Source organism: Rhodanobacter denitrificans (assembly GCF_003335105.1).
Classification (GTDB): Bacteria; Pseudomonadota; Gammaproteobacteria; order Xanthomonadales; family Rhodanobacteraceae; genus Rhodanobacter; species Rhodanobacter denitrificans_A.
This window is the reverse complement of record NZ_QFWQ01000007.1, coordinates 183,852-200,966: the sequence shown is the minus strand read 5'-3', so window position 1 is coordinate 200,966 and position 17,115 is coordinate 183,852. Positions and strand designations below refer to the sequence as shown.

Here is a 17,115-nt window from a genome sequence, read left to right as displayed (position 1 = left end):
CCTTCGAAACCGGAGTGTGCCGTGATGCGCCTGCTGCCCCTGGCTTTCCTGCTCGTGTCGGGTGTCCTCGCGCCCGCAGGCGTGCCCGCGGCGCCTGCCCAGGTGCCGACGGCGGCCAGCACGGCCGCGCGGCCGTCGCTGCAGGACGTGGCCAACCTGCCGGTGGTGGTGGTGAGCGGCGTGGTGCCCGGGCCGGGCCTGTGGAAGGTGAGCAAGGACGGGCATGTGCTGTGGGTGCTGGGCACGCTGTCCCCGCTGCCGCGCGCGATGCAGTGGCAGTCGCGCGAGGTGGAGCAGGCGATCGCCGGCTCGCAGCAGGTGCTGCTGGCGCCGGCGGTGAAGCTGAAGGCCGACGTGGGTTTTCTCGGCAAGCTGTTCCTGCTGCCTTCGGCTTATGGCGCGCGCAAGAACGACGACGGCGAAACCCTGCAACAGGTGCTGCCGCCGCCGGTGTATGCGCGCTGGCAGGTGCTGAAGCAGAAGTATCTGGGTGACGACCGCAGCGTCGAGCGCTGGCGCCCGCTGTTCGCCGCGCAGGAGCTGTACAAGAAGGCGCTGAAGGCGAACGGGCTCAGCCGTTCCGGCGGGGTCGAGGCGAGCGTGGACGAGCTGGCCAAACGCCGCGGCGTGCCTGAACTGCCGACCGACTACCCCGTGCTGATCGAGCACCCGCGGGCGGCGATCAAGGCGTTCCGGCAGGCGGCGCCGCGCGACACCACCTGCTTCATCCGCACCCTGGACAGCGTCGAGCACGACATGCCGGCGATGACCGCGCGCGCCAACGCCTGGGCCACGGGCGACCTGCAGGCGCTGCACGAACTGCCCGACAGCGATCGTCGCGACGCCTGCGTGGCGGCAATCACCGGCGCCGGTTTTGCGCAGACGCTCGGCCTCGACGACGTTCCGGCGAAGCAGCGCGCCGTGTGGCTGGCTGCCGCGCGCAAGGCGCTGGCCGCCAATGCGCAGACTTTCGCCCTGCTGCCGATGGACGAACTGCTGAAGCCGGACGGTTACCTCGCCGCCTTGCAGGCCGAGGGCTACCAGATCGACGCACCCGAGTGACGCCGGTAGGCGGGCACCGCCCGCCGCTCTTCATTGCCGTACCATGCGAAGCAAGAGCTGGCGGGCCGTGCCCGCCCTACGAAGGACGCATCGTTGCGATCGGGTGATCAGGCGCTGGCCAGGTCGAGCTGCGCAATCTCGTTGTCGCTCAACTGCAGTGAGGTGGCGCCGAGCAGTTCACGCAGCTGCTCCACGCTGGTGGCGCTGACGATCGGCGCGGTGAGGCCGGGGCGGGCGATCAGCCAGGCCAGCGCGACCTGGGCCGGGGTGGCGTGGTGCGCGGCGGCCACCGCGTCCAGTGCGGCCAGTACCTGCAGGCCGTGCGGGTTCAGGAATTTCTTCACCGAGCCGCCGCGTGCGGCGCTCTTCGCCAGGTCGGCCGCGCTGCGGTACTTGCCGCTGAGAAAGCCGCTCGCCAGCGCGTAGTAGCTGATCACGCCGATGCACTCGCGGCGGATCAGCGGCTCCAGTTCCCGCTCGTAGCCGGTGCGGCTGACCAGGTTGTATTCCGGCTGCAGGCTTTCGTAGCGCGGCAGGCCGTGCTGTTTCGACATGGCCAGCGCGTCGGCGAAGCGCGCGGCGCTGAAGTTGGAGGCGCCGATCACGCGCACCTTGCCGGCCTCGATCAGCCGGGCGAAGGCGCCCAGGGTTTCTTCCATCGGCACGCTGGCGTCATCTTCGTGCGCCTGGTACAGGTCGATGCAGTCGACCTGCAGGCGCTGCAGCGAGCGGTCCACCGCCTGCTGGATGTTGACCGGCGAGAGGCCCGGCTGTTCGGCCCACTTGGCCACCTTGGTCGAGATCACCACCCGATCGCGCTTGCCGCTCTGCTTCAGCCACTTGCCGATGATGGTTTCCGACTCGCCGCCGTAGTTGCCCGGCACCCAGGCCGAATAGACATCCGCGGTGTCGATCAGGTTGCCGCCGGCATCGACGAACGCGTCGAGCAGTTCGAACGAGCGCTTCTCGTCGGCACTCCAGCCGAACACATTGCCGCCGAAGGCGAGCGGGGCGATGGAGAGCGGCGAGTTGCCGAGCGGACGCGTGTGCATGGAATACCTCGGAGTGCGGCGGGCAGAATCCGCGCGCGACCCGGCAGGCGGCGCGCGGTCCATACGAAGTGGCTGCATATCCGCGGTATTCAAGCCCGGGCGACCCTCAACGCGGAGCCATGATCCGTGGCCACACGCCGGCGCAGCACGCCAGCACATTGCGCCGGGCCTTGGCGGCGTCGCTGGCCCGGTTCGGAGCGGGCTCCGGGTCCGGGCGCCAGTCCAGGTCCTCCTTGTGCACCAGATGGCCGTGCAGGAACAGCAGATCTTTCCACAGCGAGTTCATGGGGAAGCCTCCTTGGGAGGGCTTGTGGCTTGGGGAGAGCTCAAGATACGCACGCCGAAGGCCGCCAAAAAGCGATATATTCGCAAGTCAGGCTTGAGGAATATTCAAGGTGGGAAAGTTGCCGCTGGGCTTGTTGCAACAGTTCGTGCTGGTCGCCCGGCAGGGCAACCTGTCGCGCGCCGCGGCGCAGGCGAATCTCACGGTGAGCGCGCTCAGCCACCAGATGCGCCAGCTGGAAGAACGGCTGGAGCGGCGCCTGTTCGAGCGCGGCCCGCGCGGCGTGACGCTGACCGTCGAAGGCTGCAGTCTGCTGGAAGCGGTGGGCGGCCATTTCGACGGCATCGAGCATGCGCTGGCGGCGTATCGCACGCGCCACCATGACGCGCTCACGCTCAGCGCCAGCCCCGGCATCATGTCGAGCTGGCTGGTGCCGCGGCTGCCGCGGCTGGTCGCCGCGCATCCGGAGCTGGAGCTCAGCCTGCAGTCGGGTTCGACCCTGGTGGATTTCGAACGCGAACCGGTGGACGTTGCCCTGCGCTACGGCCGTGGCGAATGGGCCGGCCTGCACAGCGAGCGGCTGTTCGGCGAATGGATCGCGCCGGTGGCTGCGCCGGCGTTGATCGAGCGGATGGGCGGCGCCGACCCGCGCGAGCTGTCGCGCTGGCCGCTGCTCGGCGAGCCGGCGCCCTCGACGCGCTGGAGCGACTGGTTCAGCCGCTACGGCGGCACGCGGCCGAAGCGTTACGTGGCGCAGTTCGACAGCCTCGATGCGCTGCGCCATGCGGCCCTGGAAGGCCTCGGCGTGGCGCTGGGGCGGATGGTGACCTCGAAGTCGCTGATCGACGCCGGCCGGCTGCAGGTGCTGGGCGGCAACTATCTGGCGGTGGAGGAGGCCTACTGGCTGGTGTACCCGCCGCGCTCGCTGGAGCACCGCGGCCTGCAGGCCTTTCGCGAATGGCTGCTGGCCGAGGCCGACGACTACTGCCGGCAGCTGCCGGGCATGAGCGAGTGCGGCATGGTCGAACGCTGATGCGGTGAGCTGCCGTACGGCGAGCGGTTACCATGCGATGTTCAACGCATCCGTATCGCATCGAGGAGTCCGCACCATGAAATCACGCGCCGCCGTCGCCTGGGCCGCCGGCCAGCCGCTCAGCATCGAACAGGTCGACGTGGCCGGGCCGAAGGCCGGCGAGGTGCTGGTGCGCATCGTCGCCACCGGCGTCTGCCATACCGACGCATTCACCCTGTCCGGCGCCGATCCTGAAGGGCAGTTCCCGGTGATCCTCGGCCACGAGGGCGGCGGCATCGTGGAGGAAGTGGGCGAGGGCGTTACCTCGCTCAAGGTCGGCGACCACGTGATTCCGCTGTACACGCCCGAATGCGGCGAGTGCAAGTTCTGCCGCTCCGGCAAGACCAACCTGTGCCAGAAGATCAGGGCCACCCAGGGCCAGGGGCTGATGCCCGACGGGACCTCGCGCTTCTCGCTCAACGGCCGGCCGCTGCTGCACTACATGGGCACCAGCACGTTCAGCGAGTACACCGTGCTGCCGGAGATCTCGCTGGCAAAGATCAACAAGGCGGCGCCGCTGGAGAAGGTGTGCCTGCTCGGCTGCGGCATCACCACCGGCATCGGCGCGGTGCTCAACACGGCGAAGGTGGAGCCGGGTGCATCCGTGGCGGTGTTCGGCCTGGGCGGCATCGGTCTGTCGGTGGTGCAGGGCGCGGTGATGGCGAAGGCCGGGCGCATCGTGGTGGTCGACACCAATCCGGCCAAGTTCGAGATGGCGAAGCTGCTCGGCGCGACGGACTGCATCAACCCGAAGGATTACCCGGACACGTCGATCCAGCAGGTGATCGTCGACCTCACCGACGGCGGCGTGGACTATTCGTTCGAGTGCATCGGCAACGTCCACGTGATGCGCTCGGCGCTGGAGTGCTGCCACAAGGGCTGGGGCGAGTCGATCATCATCGGCGTCGCCGGCGCCGGGCAGGAGATCAGCACGCGGCCGTTCCAGCTGGTCACCGGGCGCGTATGGCGCGGTTCGGCGTTCGGCGGCGTGAAGGGGCGCTCGCAGCTGCCCGGCTACGTCGAGCGCTACCTGGCCGGCGAGATCAGGATCGACGAGATGATCACCGAGGTGCTGCCGCTGGAGCGCATCAACGAGGCGTTCGAGCTGATGCACGAAGGCAAGGTGATCCGCTCGGTGATCCACTACTGACGTAGAATAGGCACGCGCCGCCGGCCCCATCCTGCCGGCGTCGCCCATCCTCGTTATGCCAGCACATCCATAAGGTTGTCCCATGAACCGCACCGCCATCCTCGTCGACGGCGCCTTCTTCCTCGCCCGCTACCGCAAGGTCTACGGCGAGCGCGACGCGAACGATGCGCGCGCGGTGGCGAAGACCCTGTTCGGCATGGCGCTGGAACACCTCAAGGCGGTCGACAGACCGCGCGAGCAGCTCTACCGCATCTACTTCTACGACTGCCCGCCGCTGGAAAAGAGCTTCGTCAGGCCGATCAGCGGCGACAGCATCGACTTCGGCCGCACCGGCGCCGCCGCGTTCCGTCGCGAGCTGCACGACCAGCTGCGCCGCCAGCGCAAGATGGCGCTGCGGCTGGGCCGGCTGGCCGAGCGCGGCGAGTGGCAGCTGAAGCGCGGCGCCTACCAGCAGCTGCGCGAGGGCAACCTGCGCTGGGACGACCTGGGCGACGAGCACTTCGAGCCGGACATGCGCCAGACCCAGGTCGACATGAAGATCGGCATCGACATCGCCGCGCTGACCTACAAGAAGCTGGTCGACCAGATCATCCTGGTCGCCGGCGATGCGGATTTCATCCCGGCCGCGAAGCTGGCTCGCTACGAAGGCATCGACTTCATCCTCGACCCGATGTGGCAAGGTATCGCGCCGGACCTGCACGAACACATCGACGGCCTGCAGTCGGTCTGCCCGCGGCCGTTCTGAATCGTCTACCGGTCCTGCACAAGGTTTGCGCGACAGTGCGGCAGGTCCGGACGACCACCATGCCAAGGAGTCATCCATGAAACACAGGACACAGGCGGCCAGGACGGGGTTGGCGAGCCTCGTGGCGGCCACGTTGCTGGCGGCCTGCCCGGCGTTGGCGGCCGCTGCCCAGGCGGTACCCCCCGTCTCGGTTCCGCCGGACCAGCCGAGCGACGCACTGGTGCCGCCGACCAGCGCCCGCGACTTCACCGCTTCGCAGCTGGACGGCGTGCTGGCCGGCAGCTGGCGCCCGGCGGCGAACCGCGCCCGCGACGCGTACCGCCATCCCAAGGCCACCTTGCAGTTCTTCGGCGTGCGGCCGGACCGCACGGTGATCGAGATCACCCCCGGCGGCGGCTGGTACGCCGAGATCCTGGCGCCGCTGTTGCGTGACAACGGCCGCTACATCGCCGCGGAGAAGGCGCCCGCCGCCGACGCCGAGGCCCGCAGCGACGACAGCACGCTGCGCCGCAAATTCGCCGCCGACCCGGCGCACTACGGCAAGGCCACGATCGTCACCTTCGACCCGAAGGCGCCGGTACTCGGCCCGGCGGGCTCGGCCGACCTGGTGCTGACCTTCCGCAACGTGCACAACTGGGTGGTGGCCGGCACCGCGCCGGCGATGTTCAAGGCGTTCTTCGCGGTGCTGAAACCGGGAGGTGTGCTGGGCGTGGTCGACCACCGCGCCGACGACGACGCCACGCTGGAAGCCGTGAAGTCGAGCGGATACCTGCCCACCCGCTATGTCGTGAAGCTGGCCACCGACGCCGGTTTCACGCTGGACGAAAGCAGCGACATCAACGCCAATCCGAAGGACACCAGGGACTATCCGAAGGGCGTGTGGACGTTGCCGCCCACGCTCACCCTGGGCGAAAAGGACAAGGCGAAGTACCAGGCGATCGGCGAGTCCGACCGGATGACCCTGCGCTTCGTGAAGCCGGCGGCGGCTTCGACGCCCTGAGCCGGGCGCGCATGCTGATCGCGTTGAACAAGCCGTACGGCGTGCTGTGCCAGTTCACCGACGATCGCGGCCGCCCCACGCTGGCCGACTTCGTGCGTCAGCCGGGCGTCTACGCAGCCGGCCGGCTTGACCAGGACAGCGAGGGGCTGCTGCTGCTGACCGACGACGGCCGGCTGGCGCATCGGCTCACCGACCCGCGCCACAAGCAGGCCAAGACCTACCTGGCACAGGTCGAGGGCACGCTCGACGAGGCGGCGTTACGGGCACTGCGCCGCGGCGTGGTCCTGAACGACGGCCCGACCCTGCCGGCCGAAGCCACCTTCGCCGCCGAACCGGACTGGCTGTGGCCGCGCGATCCGCCGGTGCGCTTCCGCCAGTCCATCCCCACCAGCTGGCTCAGCCTGACCCTGCGCGAAGGCCGCAACCGCCAGGTACGCCGGATGACTGCCGCGGTCGGCTTCCCGACCCTGCGGCTGATCCGCGTGCGCATCGGCGAGCATGCGCTGGATGGGCTCGCTCCCGGCGCGTCGCGCGTACTCGCCTGAGGATGGCGCGATAATCCGCGCATCCTCCCCGCACCGGTATCCGCATGGACTTCAAGGATCACTTCTCCGGCCACGCCGCGCTGTACCGCGACGCCCGTCCGCTGCCGCCGGCCGATTGGTTCGACTGGCTGGCGGCGCAGGCGCCCGACCTCGCGCTGGCCTGGGATGCCGGCTGCGGCAACGGCCAGGCCAGCCTGGGCCTGGCCGCGCATTTCGAGCGGGTGGTCGCCACCGATCCCAGCGCAACGCAGATCGCACAGGCCACGCCGCATCCGCGCATCGATTACCGCACCGAGCCGGCCGAACGCAGCAGCCTCGCCGCCGGCAGCGTGAGCCTGGTCGGCGTGTCGCAGGCGCTGCACTGGTTCGACCTGGCGGCGTTCCATGCGGAAGTGCGTCGCGTGGCGCGGCCGGGCGCGCTGCTGGCGGTCTCGGCCTACGGCAACTGCAGCGTCAGCCGTGCGGTCGATGCGGTGGAGCGCGAGCTCTACGCCGGCGCGCTGGGCCCGGACTGGCCGCCGGAGCGCGCGTTGGTGGATGCCGGCTACCAGGGGTTGCCATTCCCGTTTACGCCGGTGCCGGCACCCAGCTTCACGATGCGTGCGGACTGGGATTTCGCACAGTTCCTGGCCTACCTGCAGTCGTGGTCGGCGGCGCAGCGGCATCGGCAGCGCACCGGCCGCGATGCGGTGCAGGCGGCCGCCCCCGCGCTGGCTGCGGCCTGGGGCGAGCCCGAACGGGTGCGCGCGGTGCGCTGGCCGTTCTTCGTGCAGGTGGGGCGGGTGGCCTGACGCTCAGGCCGCTTCGGCCAGGCCGAAGAACGCCATCGCCGTCGCGGTGCTGTTCGCCGCGGTGACTTCCGCGCTTTCCCCGCGGTCGCGGGCGACTTCCTCGCAGATGTGCTTCAGGTACATCGGCTCGTTGCGCCGGTGGCTGGGCTGCGGCCGCACCGTGCGCGGCAGCAGGTACGGCGCGTCGGTCTCCAGCATCAGCCGGTTGGCCGGGATCCCGCGCACCAGTTCGCGCAGGTGGGTGCCGCGGCGCTCGTCGCAGATCCAGCCGGTGATGCCGATGTGGCAGTCCAGCGCCAGGTAGTCGCGCAGCGCCTCGCCGGTGTCGGTGAAACAGTGCACCACCGCGCCGGGCACCCGGTCACGGTAGCGCCGGAGCAGGGCGACGAAATCCGCGTGCGCATCGCGCTGGTGCAGGAACAGGGGCTTGTGCAGGTCTGCCGCGATCCGCAGCTGGCGTTCGAACACCGCCAACTGCACCTCGCGCGGCGAATAGTTGCGGTGGTAGTCCAGTCCGGTCTCGCCGACCGCACGCACCTGCGGCTGCACCGCCAGTTCGCGCAATGCCGCATCGGTGGCGTCGTCGTAGTCGACCGCGTGGTGGGGATGCACGCCGGCGGTAGCGTACAGCGTGCCGGGATGCGCGCGCGCCAGTGCGAGCGCATGTCCGCTGCCGTCGCGCGAGGCGCCGGTGACCACCATACGACCCACGCCATGCGCCTGCGCGCGCCGCAGCACCGCGTCGAGGTCGGGGTGGAACGACTCGTGGGTGAGGTTGGCGCCGATATCGAGCAGTTGCATGGTCTGGCCGGTCGTCAAAAGCGGCATTGTCCCAGACCCCGGCAACGGCGCAAACGCATGACCGGCCGCGGGCGCGTCGCGGGCCTGCGACCCGGGTCACGCCGGCGGCGGCACAGGAAATTTTCCTAGGCCGCGGATGTCCAACGCTGCAGGCGCAGGCCCCACAATGGACGTTTGTGCCACCGTGGTGGCCGGTGTGGGCGGCATTCACCTGCGGCCAGCCGGATGTGCTAACTATGGTGCTTGCCGTTTCGCCGCAGGGGAGCGTCGACGGTTTTTCGCAGCTATCGAGCGGGGTGGAGGATGTCGGCAGTGATCGAGCCGGCGGTCGGCGGGTCGGGTCGGGTGGCGGATGACCGCGAGGCGGAAGTCTGTGCCTGGCTGGTCGCGCGCGGCCGCCTGAAGGACGGCGACCTCGCCCGCGCGCGCCGTCTGCACGAGGAATCGGCCGAGGGCACGCTGACCGCGCTGATGGCGCGACTGGGCCTGGTCTCCGAGCGCGACCTGGCCGAGGCCTGGGCCGAACTGCTGCAGGTGCCGCTGCTGGCCGCGCGCGACGCGCCGGAACTGCCGCCGGCCGAGCTGGAGCTGTCGCTGCGCTTCCTGAAACAGCAGCACGTGGTGCCGGTGCAGGATGGCGAGCACGGGCTGGCATTGATCGTGGCCGACCCGGCCGACCCGTATCCGCTGCAGGCGGTGGAGCTGGCCGCCGGGCGGCCGGTGGCGCTGCGCGTGGGCCTGCGTTCGGAGATCGACGGACTGATCGAGCGTTATTACGGCAGCGGTCGCTCGGCGATGGGCACCATCGTGGAGAACCTCGACGGCAGCGCCGCGGAAGAGGACGACGTCGAGCACCTGCGCGACCTTGCCTCCGAGGCTCCCGTCATCCGGCTGGTGAACCTGATCCTGCAGCGCGCGGTGGAGCAGCGTGCGTCGGACGTGCACATCGAGCCGTTCGAGAACCGGCTGAAGGTGCGCTACCGCATCGACGGCGTGTTGCACGAAGTCGAGGCGCCGCCCTCGTCGTCCACCGCCGCGGTGATCTCGCGCGTGAAGATCATGGCGCGGCTGAACATCGCCGAGCGCCGGCTGCCGCAGGACGGCCGCATCCAGCTGCGCGTGCAGGGCAAGGAGCTGGACCTGCGCGTGTCGACGGTGCCGACCAGCTTCGGCGAGTCGGTGGTGATGCGCATCCTGGACCGCGAATCGGTGGTGTTCGACTTCGCCTCGCTCGGCTTCACCGACCGCTTCCAGTCGCGCTTCGTCGAGGTGCTCAACCGCCCGCACGGGATCCTGCTGGTGACCGGCCCCACCGGCTCGGGCAAGACCACCACGCTGTACACCGCGCTGTCGCGGATCAATACGCCCGACGTGAAGATCATCACCGTCGAGGACCCGGTCGAGTACCAGATCGAGGGCATCAACCAGATCCAGGTGAAGCCGCAGATCGGGCTGGATTTCGCCGGCGCGCTGCGCTCGATCGTGCGCCAGGATCCGGACGTGATCATGATCGGCGAGATGCGCGACCTGGAGACCTGCCGCATCGCGATCCAGTCCGCGCTGACCGGCCACCTGGTGCTTTCCACGCTGCACACCAACTCCGCCGCCGGCGGCATCACCCGATTGCTCGACATGGGCGTGGAGGATTACCTGCTCGGCTCCACCGTCAACGGCATCCTGGCGCAGCGGCTGGTGCGCCGGCTCGATCCGGAGACGGCGATCCCGTACGAAGCGCTGCCGGAAGTGATCGAGCAGTTCGAGTTGCACAGGTACACCGACGAGCGGCCGATCCGGCTGTGGAAGCCAGGCACCAGCGCGGCCAATCCCAGCGGCTACCGCGGCCGCCGCGCGATCATGGAGTTCCTCACCATGAGCGACCCGCTGCGCCGGCTGGTGATGCAGCGCGCGAACGAGGGCGACATCGAGAAGCAGGCGCGCAGCGAGGGCATGCGCACGATGTACGAGGACGGCATCGCCAAGGCCGTGGCCGGCATCACCACGCTGGAAGAAGTACTGCGCGTGACGCAGGAAGGCTGACGTGGCCCAGTTCCGCTACAAGGCCGTCAGCGACGCCGGCGAGATGCTGCAGGGGCAGATGGAGGCCGCCAGCGTCGAGGAAGTGATCGGCCGCCTGCAGGACCAGGGCCACACCCCGCTGGAAGCCCTGCCGGCCGACGGTGCCGGCGGTGGCAGCGGCTTCGCCGCGCTGTTCAAGCGCGGCCCGTTCAGCGGCGACCAGCTGGCCCAGTTCACCCATCAGCTGGCCACCCTGCTCGGCGCCGGCCAGCCACTGGACCGCGCGCTCGGCATCCTGCTCGAGCTGCCCGAGGGCGAGGGCGCGAAGAAGCTGATCGAGCGCGTGCGCGATCGCGTGCGCGGCGGCAACAGCCTGTCCTCGGCGCTGGACGAGGAGCATGGCGTGTTCCCCAAGCTGTACGTCAGCCTGGTGCGCGCCGGCGAGGCGGGCGGTTCGCTGGAGGAGACGCTGCGCCGGCTGGCCGATTACCTGGAGCGCGCGCAGCAGTTGCGCGGCAGCATCGTCAATGCGCTGATCTATCCGGCGTTCCTGCTGGTCGGCGTGCTCGGTTCGCTGGTGTTGCTGCTGGCCTACGTGGTGCCGCAGTTCGTGCCGATCTTCGAGGACATGCAGGTACCGATCCCCTGGATCACCGCCGCGGTGCTGGCGCTCGGCAATGCGCTGCAGACGTGGTGGTGGCTGATCGTGCTGTTGCTCGGCGGCGGCCTGTTCGCCTGGCGCGCGCGGCTGCGCGAGCCGGCGGCGCGGCTGGCCTGGCATGCCCGCCTGCTGCGGCTGCGCGTGGTCGGCCCGCTGCTGCTGAAGGTGGAAACCGCGCGGATCACGCGCACGCTGGGCACCTTGCTGAAGAACGGCGTACCGTTGCTGAGCGCGTTGAGCATCGCGCGCCAGGTCACCGCCAACCGCGCGCTGGACGCGGCGCTGGAGGCGGCGCACGAGCAGGTCAAGGGCGGCGCGGGCCTGAGCCTGGCGCTGGGCCAGTCGAAACTGTTCCCGCGGCTGGCGATGCAGATGGTGCAGGTGGGCGAGGAAGCCGGCCAGCTCGACACCATGCTGCTGAAGGTCGCCGACACCTTCGAGCTCGAGTCCAGGCGCGCGATCGACCGCCTGCTGGCGGCGCTGGTGCCGGCGCTGACCATCGTGATGACGGTGCTGGTGGGCATCATCATGGCGGCAATCTTGCTACCGCTGCTTACCCTGACCAGCAGCGTCCAGTAGATACCAACCTTCGCAAACCTTGAGGTGATTTCCATGCAGTACAGGCAACCACGACGATTTGGTATGCAAGCCGGTTTCACCTTGCTCGAAATGCTGGCGGTGATCGCACTGGTTGGCATCATTGCGGTGGCAGTGATCACCAAGGTCATCCCCAGCTTTGACAAGGGCAAGTACAAGACCGGCAAGATCCAACTGAACACATTGGCCCAGGACATCGACAACTACGAACTGGACAACGGTTCGCCACCGCAGCAGCTGGGAGATCTGGTTGTGAAGCCGGTTAATGCGACGAACTGGCAAGGGCCGTATGCCAAGGAATCGCAACTGAAGGATCCCTACGGGCATGACTTCGGTTATCAGTACCCCGGCCAACATGGCAAGTACGACCTGATCTTCTATGGCGAAGACGGTAAACCGGGTGGCGACGGGACCAATGCTGATGCGGGTAACTGGCAGTAGGCATGAGGGCTGCGCGCACCAACGGCTTCACCTTGCTGGAGATGCTGGTCGTTATCGTGCTGATCGGGCTGGCGGCGGTAGCTGTGTCCGTATCGGTGACCCAGGGCCTGGCCAGCGCGCGCGTGCGCGCGGCCAGCAGCGAGCTGGCCGGCGCGTTGCGCGCCACCCGGGTGCAGGCGATCGTGCGCGGGGAGGAGCAGCATTTCGACGTGGACACCCGCGCGAACAGCTACGACGACGCGAAGCGGCAGGGCGTGCGCCTGCCGAAAGGCCTGCGCGTGAGCATCACCAGCGCGAGGCAGGACCAGCCGAACGACCACACCGGACGCATCCGCTTCTTCCCGGACGGCAGCTCCACCGGCGGGCGCATCACCCTGCGCAGCGGCCGGCGCGAATGGCACGTCAACGTGGCGTGGCTGACCGGCGAGGTGCGCGTGGTCGATGCGGTGGCGCAGCGATGAAAGCCCGGTCCCGCCACCAGCAAGGCTTCAGCCTGCTCGAGGTGATTGCCGCGATCATGCTGCTGGCGATCGCGTTCACCGCGCTGATGAAGGTGGCCGGCGCGTCCATCGCGCTAGGCCGCAACGCCGCCGAGTACAGCGAGGTGGCGATGCATGCGCGCAGCCTGCTCGACAGCGCGTTCGTGGGCGAGGCGGTGAAGCCGGGCCAGCATGCCGGCCGCTTCGACCGGCGCTACCGCTGGCAGCTCGACGTGACGCCGTGGAACGCCGCCGGTCCGGCCGCGCACGACGCATCGATGCAGCTCTACCAGCTCGACCTGGCCGTGTCGTGGGGACCGCCCGCGCATCCGCGCACCGCGCACTTCCGCACGCTGCGGCTGGGCACGCCGCTGGCCGCCGGCAATGCGCAGGCCGGCCGATGAAACGCGCGGCCGGTTTCACCTTGCTGGAGGTGCTCGCCGCGCTGGTGCTGCTGGCGCTGCTGCTGGTCGGCGTGTACTCGGGCCTGCGCACCGCCACCCACAGCGTGCGCTCGGGCACCGCAGCGATCGAGCGGGTCGACCAGGTGCGCTCGGCGCAGCAATTCCTGCGCCGCGAACTGGCGCAGAGCCAGGTGCAGCCGATCGGCCGCACCGATCACGGCGAGCCGATCTATTTCCTGGGCAGCGCGCGCGAGATGCGCTACGTGGCGCCGCTGCCCGGCTACCTCGGCAAGCTCGGCCCGCAGTTGCAGCGGCTGCAACTGGTCGACGACGGCCACGGTGGCCTGCGGCTGGAGCTGAGCCTGGCCCTGCTGCCGCCGGACGGCCGGCCGCCGCAGCCGCTGGGCGAACCGCAGGTGCTGCTCGATCGGATCGTCAAAGGCAGCTTCAGCTACCGCGGGGTCGACGACCAGGGCGACCCTGCACCGTGGTCCACCGCGTGGCCCGACGGTCGCCGGATGCCGCAGCTGGTGCGTATCGAGCTGCAGGCGCAGGGCGGCATGGCGTGGCCGCAGCTGGACGTGCCGGTGCGAGCGAATGCGCTCCTGGTCAACCTGCCCGGCATGAGGGGACGATGAGCCGCCGGCCGTTGCCGCGGCGTGCCTGCCAGCGCGGGGTCGCCCTGCTGCTGGTGCTGTGGGCGTGCACGCTGCTGGCGATCCTGCTCGGCGGCTATGCCGCGCTGGTGCGCACCGAAGGCCTGCAGGCCCGCTACGCGTTTGCCCAGGCCCAAGCGCATTACGCCGCCGAGGCTGGCTTGATGCGTGCGCTGTACGCCCTGCACGATCCGCAGCCGAAGCAGCACTGGCTGGGCGACGGCCGGCCGTACACGTTCCGCTACGACCAGGCCACGGTCGTGGTGCGCGCGACCGACGAGGGCGGCAAGGTCGATCTCAACGCCGCCCCGCCGGAGGTGCTGCGCGGCCTGTTCCAGGCGGCCGGGCTGACGGCGGCCGAGGCGCAGGTGCTGGCCGCCCGCGTGGTGGACTGGCGCAGCCCGCCCATCCTCGAAGGCGCGGCCGCCACCCAGCGCGCGGCCTATGTGGCGGCCGGGCGCGACTACGGTCCGCGTGGCGGTCCGTTCGCCAGCATCGAGGAATTGCAGATGGTGCTGGGCATGACCCCGGCGCTGTACCGCCAGGTGGTGCCGGTGGTGACGATCTGGTCCGGCAACCCGAGCCCGGATCCGAACACCGCCCCGCCGCTGGCGCTGGCCGCGATCCCCGGGATGACGCCCGAACAGATGAACGCGATCCAGGCCGCACGGCAGAAGAACGCGGACGACCCGCGGCTGGTTCTCGCCAACGGAACCGCGCATAGTATTCGTTCGGAGGCCACGCTGGCCGATGGCACGCGTGCGATCCTGCGTGCCACGGTTCGCCTGCAGGAGGGGCAGGTGCAGCCGTACGCCGTGATGCGCTGGCAGGAGGGGGAGGCGGAATGAGTACGGCAACGCAGTCGCTGCAGCCGTTGTGGGATCGTGCACGCCGCGGTTGGCGCGCTTCGCCGTTGCCCGCGTTCCTGGGCTGGTGGGGCGGCGAGCTGCGCGGCCTGCTGCCGTTGTGCTGGCGCGGCTGGTTCGGCAGCGGCGCCGACTGGCACCTGCTGCAGCGTGCCGGCACCGCCTGGACCCTGCGCCGCAGCGGCCATGGCGAGGTGCTGGCGAGCTGGGACGACGACGGCGCTCTCGCGCCGGCCGCCGCGATGGGGGCGGCGCTGCAGCGGGTGGACCGCGAGGACCTGCGCCTGGCGCTGCTGCTGCCGGCAGCGGCGGTGTTGCGGCGCACGCTGGCGCTGCCGCTGGCCGCGCGCGACAACCTGCGTCAGGTCGCCGCTTTCGAGATGGACCGGCAGACCCCGTTCACCGTGGCGCAGGTGTACTACGCCGTGCGCGAAACGGCCGCGGCCACCGTGGCCGGCCGCCTCAACGCGGAGCTGGTGGTGGTCACCCGCGCCACGCTGGATCCGCTGCTGGCGCGCCTGCAGGCCCAGGGCATCGCGGTCGACGCGGCGGACGTGGCGGTGGGCGACGGCCGCCTCGGCGTCAACCTGCTGTCGCCGGAACAGGTGCCGCGCCGCGCGCGCCCGCGCCGCCGGCTGAACCTGATCCTGGCCGCCGCCTGCGTGCTGCTGCTGGTGCTGGTGCTGGGCGAGTGGCTGCACAACCGGCAGCTGGCGCTGGCGCAGATGCAGGCCGAAGTCGAGGCGATGCGCGGCGAGGCGCAGCAGGTGGCGACGCTGCGCCAGCAACTGCAGGACGACGCCGGCGCCGCCGGTTTCCTGGCCCGGCGCAAGCACGACACGGTGGCCATGCTCAGCCTGCTGCAGGATGTCACCGAGCGCCTGCCGGACAACGCCTGGCTGGAGCGCTTCAGCGTCGACAACACCGGCCAGATCGGCGTGCAGGGGCAGAGCCAGCAGGCAGTGAAGCTGCTCGACGCGCTGAAGGATTCGAAGCTGATCACCGGCGCCAGCTTCCAGGGCAGCATCCAGCCCGACCCGACCACCGGCAAGGAACGTTTCTACCTGATTGCGCACGTGAACCAGCCGAAACCGGCGGCGCCCCCGGCAGCTCGCGGGGACACGCCATGAAGATCACCGCGATGAATCCGCGCGACAGCCGCATCGCGGCGGTACTGCTGCTCCTGTTCGCACTGGGGCTGGCCTACCTGGTGCTGCTGCACTGGTGGTTCGTGGTGCCGTTGCAGCAGGTGCGCGAGGCGATGGTCGACCTGCGCGACACGCATAGCCGTTACGCCGCCGCGATCGCCGAGAAGCCGGCGCTGCAGCGGCGCCTCGCCGAACTGGGCTCCGGCCAGGCCGCCAGCGCCGCGTTTCTCGCCGCCGACGACCCGAACGCCGCGGCGGCCGACCTGATGCAGCGCGTGATCGACGTGGTCGCCGCCAACGCCGGCGGCGGCCATTGCGCGGTGACCCAGAAGATGCCGCTGCCGAACCCACCGTCGATCGCTGGCGAGCCCTACCGCAAGGCGGCGGTCAGCATCAGCCTGACCTGTGACATGGAGCCGCTGGCGGCGGTGCTGCAGGCGTTGGAGCAGGGCACGCCCTACCTGTTCGTCGACGACCTCAGCATCTATCGAAACCCGGTGGTGGCGCAGCAGAACAATGGCGCGGCGCTGGAGGTGCAGTTCAGCCTGTCCGGCTACGTGCGTCCGGCGCGTCCGGCGGCCGCGCCGCCCGGCCGCGCGCCCGACGACGCGGGAGCCGCGCCTTGAACGCCGCCAATCAGCGCCAGCTGACTCCCGTGCTGGTCGCACTGGCCGCGTTGCTGGGCGCGCTGCTGCTGTTGCTGCTGGCCGGCTTCGGCCGCGGCGTGCGCTGGGATACGCCGCGCACGCTGGCGCCGCTGCCGCCAGCCGGCCCGCCAGCCAACCTGCTGCAGCCGGTGCCGCTGCAGCAGTACGCGCTGGTCTGGCAGCGACCGCTGTTCAGCCCGGACCGCAAGCCGGTGGCGCGCACCGCCGACGGCGGCAGCAATCTCGGCGACCTCGAACTGACCGGCATCATCCTCACCCCCGAGCTGCGCATGGCCCTGCTGCGCAACCGGAACGGCGACCATCGCGAGGTGCGCCTGCGCGAGGGCCAGGCGTTGCCGGATGGCAGCGCCACCCTGCTCGAAGTGCATCCGCGTTCGGCGGTGTTCGCCACCTCCGCGGGCCGGACCGAATTGAAGCTGCCGGCGGGTGCGCCCTTCGACGGGCAGAAGGGTGCCGCCGCGGGAAGCCCGGCGCCGGCCGCGCCTGCCGACGCGATGATCAGCATCGGGCCGCATGGGGCCGGAAGACAGAACATCCGTTCCGGCGGCGGTCGCGATCCGCAGGCGTCGCCGCCGTCGGTAGATCCGGCGCGGCAGAAAAGCCTTGACCAGCTCAGGGAAAGCGTCCAAAAACGTCGTGCTGCCAAGGCGGCTGCGGCCAATGAAGAGGTGCATTGAT

20 protein-coding genes are annotated in these 17,115 nt (G+C 70.0%); 17 read left to right on the top strand and 3 right to left on the bottom strand.

Annotation, left to right across the window (positions count from 1 at the left end; translation table 11 throughout):
* The first annotated feature begins 24 nt into the window (after positions 1-24).
* Positions 25-1,062 (top strand): TraB/GumN family protein, encoded by a 1,038-nt coding sequence (locus DEO45_RS12740; RefSeq protein ID WP_114344259.1) that lies wholly within the window; start codon positions 25-27, stop codon positions 1,060-1,062.
* Between the two features lie 107 nt (positions 1,063-1,169).
* On the opposite strand, the gene DEO45_RS12735 is transcribed toward DEO45_RS12740, so the two are convergent.
* Positions 1,170-2,114 (bottom strand): aldo/keto reductase, encoded by a 945-nt coding sequence (locus tag DEO45_RS12735; RefSeq protein ID WP_114344257.1) that lies wholly within the window; start codon positions 2,112-2,114, stop codon positions 1,170-1,172.
* Between the two features lie 106 nt (positions 2,115-2,220).
* Positions 2,221-2,400 (bottom strand): hypothetical protein, encoded by a 180-nt coding sequence (locus tag DEO45_RS12730; RefSeq protein ID WP_114344255.1) that lies wholly within the window; start codon positions 2,398-2,400, stop codon positions 2,221-2,223.
* Positions 2,401-2,509: 109 nt separating this feature from the next.
* Here DEO45_RS12730 and DEO45_RS12725 point away from each other — a divergent pair, with 109 nt between their 5' ends.
* The 6 genes from DEO45_RS12725 (at position 2,510) to DEO45_RS12700 (ending at position 7,700) form a co-directional block, all read left to right on the top strand.
* Positions 2,510-3,430: a LysR substrate-binding domain-containing protein gene (locus DEO45_RS12725; RefSeq protein WP_114344253.1), complete on the top strand. Its 921-nt coding sequence runs from the start codon at positions 2,510-2,512 to the stop codon at positions 3,428-3,430.
* 76 nt (positions 3,431-3,506) lie between these two features.
* A complete protein-coding gene (locus DEO45_RS12720; RefSeq protein ID WP_114344251.1) occupies positions 3,507-4,619 on the top strand; it encodes an S-(hydroxymethyl)glutathione dehydrogenase/class III alcohol dehydrogenase in 1,113 nt (370 codons plus the stop codon).
* Positions 4,620-4,701: 82 nt separating this feature from the next.
* Positions 4,702-5,364 (top strand): NYN domain-containing protein, encoded by a 663-nt coding sequence (locus DEO45_RS12715; protein ID WP_114344248.1) that lies wholly within the window; start codon positions 4,702-4,704, stop codon positions 5,362-5,364.
* A gap of 76 nt (positions 5,365-5,440) precedes the next feature.
* Positions 5,441-6,364: a class I SAM-dependent methyltransferase gene (locus DEO45_RS12710; RefSeq protein WP_114344246.1), complete on the top strand. Its 924-nt coding sequence runs from the start codon at positions 5,441-5,443 to the stop codon at positions 6,362-6,364.
* 11 nt (positions 6,365-6,375) lie between these two features.
* The gene (locus DEO45_RS12705) at positions 6,376-6,909 is read left to right on the top strand and encodes a pseudouridine synthase (protein ID WP_114344245.1); all 534 of its coding nucleotides are present in this window, start codon (positions 6,376-6,378) and stop codon (positions 6,907-6,909) included.
* A gap of 44 nt (positions 6,910-6,953) precedes the next feature.
* Positions 6,954-7,700 carry a class I SAM-dependent methyltransferase gene (locus DEO45_RS12700; protein WP_189339745.1) on the top strand — a complete coding sequence of 249 codons (747 nt, stop codon included), beginning with the start codon at positions 6,954-6,956 and terminating at the stop codon, positions 7,698-7,700.
* Between the two features lie 3 nt (positions 7,701-7,703).
* Here the strand turns inward: DEO45_RS12700 and DEO45_RS12695 are convergent, their stop codons facing one another.
* Complete coding sequence (locus DEO45_RS12695; RefSeq protein ID WP_114344411.1) at positions 7,704-8,501, bottom strand: TatD family hydrolase; 798 nt, start codon at positions 8,499-8,501, stop codon at positions 7,704-7,706.
* 303 nt (positions 8,502-8,804) lie between these two features.
* On the opposite strand from DEO45_RS12695, the gene gspE reads away from it, so the two are divergent.
* The 10 genes from gspE to DEO45_RS12645 are packed head-to-tail and all read left to right on the top strand — an operon-like array spanning position 8,805 to position 17,114.
* The gene (gene gspE / locus DEO45_RS12690) at positions 8,805-10,538 is read left to right on the top strand and encodes a type II secretion system ATPase GspE (protein ID WP_114344242.1); all 1,734 of its coding nucleotides are present in this window, start codon (positions 8,805-8,807) and stop codon (positions 10,536-10,538) included.
* Between the two features lies 1 nt (position 10,539).
* Positions 10,540-11,757 (top strand): type II secretion system inner membrane protein GspF, encoded by a 1,218-nt coding sequence (gene gspF, locus DEO45_RS12685; protein WP_114344240.1) that lies wholly within the window; start codon positions 10,540-10,542, stop codon positions 11,755-11,757.
* A gap of 33 nt (positions 11,758-11,790) precedes the next feature.
* Positions 11,791-12,216 carry a type II secretion system major pseudopilin GspG gene (gene gspG, locus DEO45_RS12680; protein WP_114344238.1) on the top strand — a complete coding sequence of 142 codons (426 nt, stop codon included), beginning with the start codon at positions 11,791-11,793 and terminating at the stop codon, positions 12,214-12,216.
* 2 nt (positions 12,217-12,218) lie between these two features.
* The gene (locus tag DEO45_RS12675) at positions 12,219-12,677 is read left to right on the top strand and encodes a GspH/FimT family pseudopilin (RefSeq protein ID WP_114344235.1); all 459 of its coding nucleotides are present in this window, start codon (positions 12,219-12,221) and stop codon (positions 12,675-12,677) included.
* Entirely contained in the window at positions 12,674-13,099 is a 426-nt protein-coding gene (locus tag DEO45_RS12670) for a type IV pilus modification PilV family protein (RefSeq protein WP_114344233.1), read from the top strand. Before DEO45_RS12675 ends, DEO45_RS12670 begins: the two co-directional genes overlap by 4 nt.
* Positions 13,096-13,737, top strand: a complete 642-nt coding sequence (locus DEO45_RS12665; protein ID WP_114344231.1) for a prepilin-type N-terminal cleavage/methylation domain-containing protein — start codon at positions 13,096-13,098, stop codon at positions 13,735-13,737. The genes DEO45_RS12670 and DEO45_RS12665 overlap by 4 nt, the downstream gene beginning before the upstream one ends.
* Entirely contained in the window at positions 13,734-14,603 is an 870-nt protein-coding gene (locus tag DEO45_RS12660) for a general secretion pathway protein GspK (RefSeq protein WP_114344229.1), read from the top strand. Before DEO45_RS12665 ends, DEO45_RS12660 begins: the two co-directional genes overlap by 4 nt.
* Positions 14,600-15,751 carry a PilN domain-containing protein gene (locus tag DEO45_RS12655; RefSeq protein WP_114344226.1) on the top strand — a complete coding sequence of 384 codons (1,152 nt, stop codon included), beginning with the start codon at positions 14,600-14,602 and terminating at the stop codon, positions 15,749-15,751. Before DEO45_RS12660 ends, DEO45_RS12655 begins: the two co-directional genes overlap by 4 nt.
* Positions 15,748-16,395: a type II secretion system protein GspM gene (gspM, locus tag DEO45_RS12650; protein ID WP_114344224.1), complete on the top strand. Its 648-nt coding sequence runs from the start codon at positions 15,748-15,750 to the stop codon at positions 16,393-16,395. Before DEO45_RS12655 ends, gspM begins: the two co-directional genes overlap by 4 nt.
* On the top strand, positions 16,392-17,114 hold the full coding sequence (locus tag DEO45_RS12645; protein WP_114344221.1) for a general secretion pathway protein GspN: 723 nt from the start codon (positions 16,392-16,394) through the stop codon (positions 17,112-17,114). Before gspM ends, DEO45_RS12645 begins: the two co-directional genes overlap by 4 nt.
* Position 17,115: the final 1 nt, after the last annotated feature.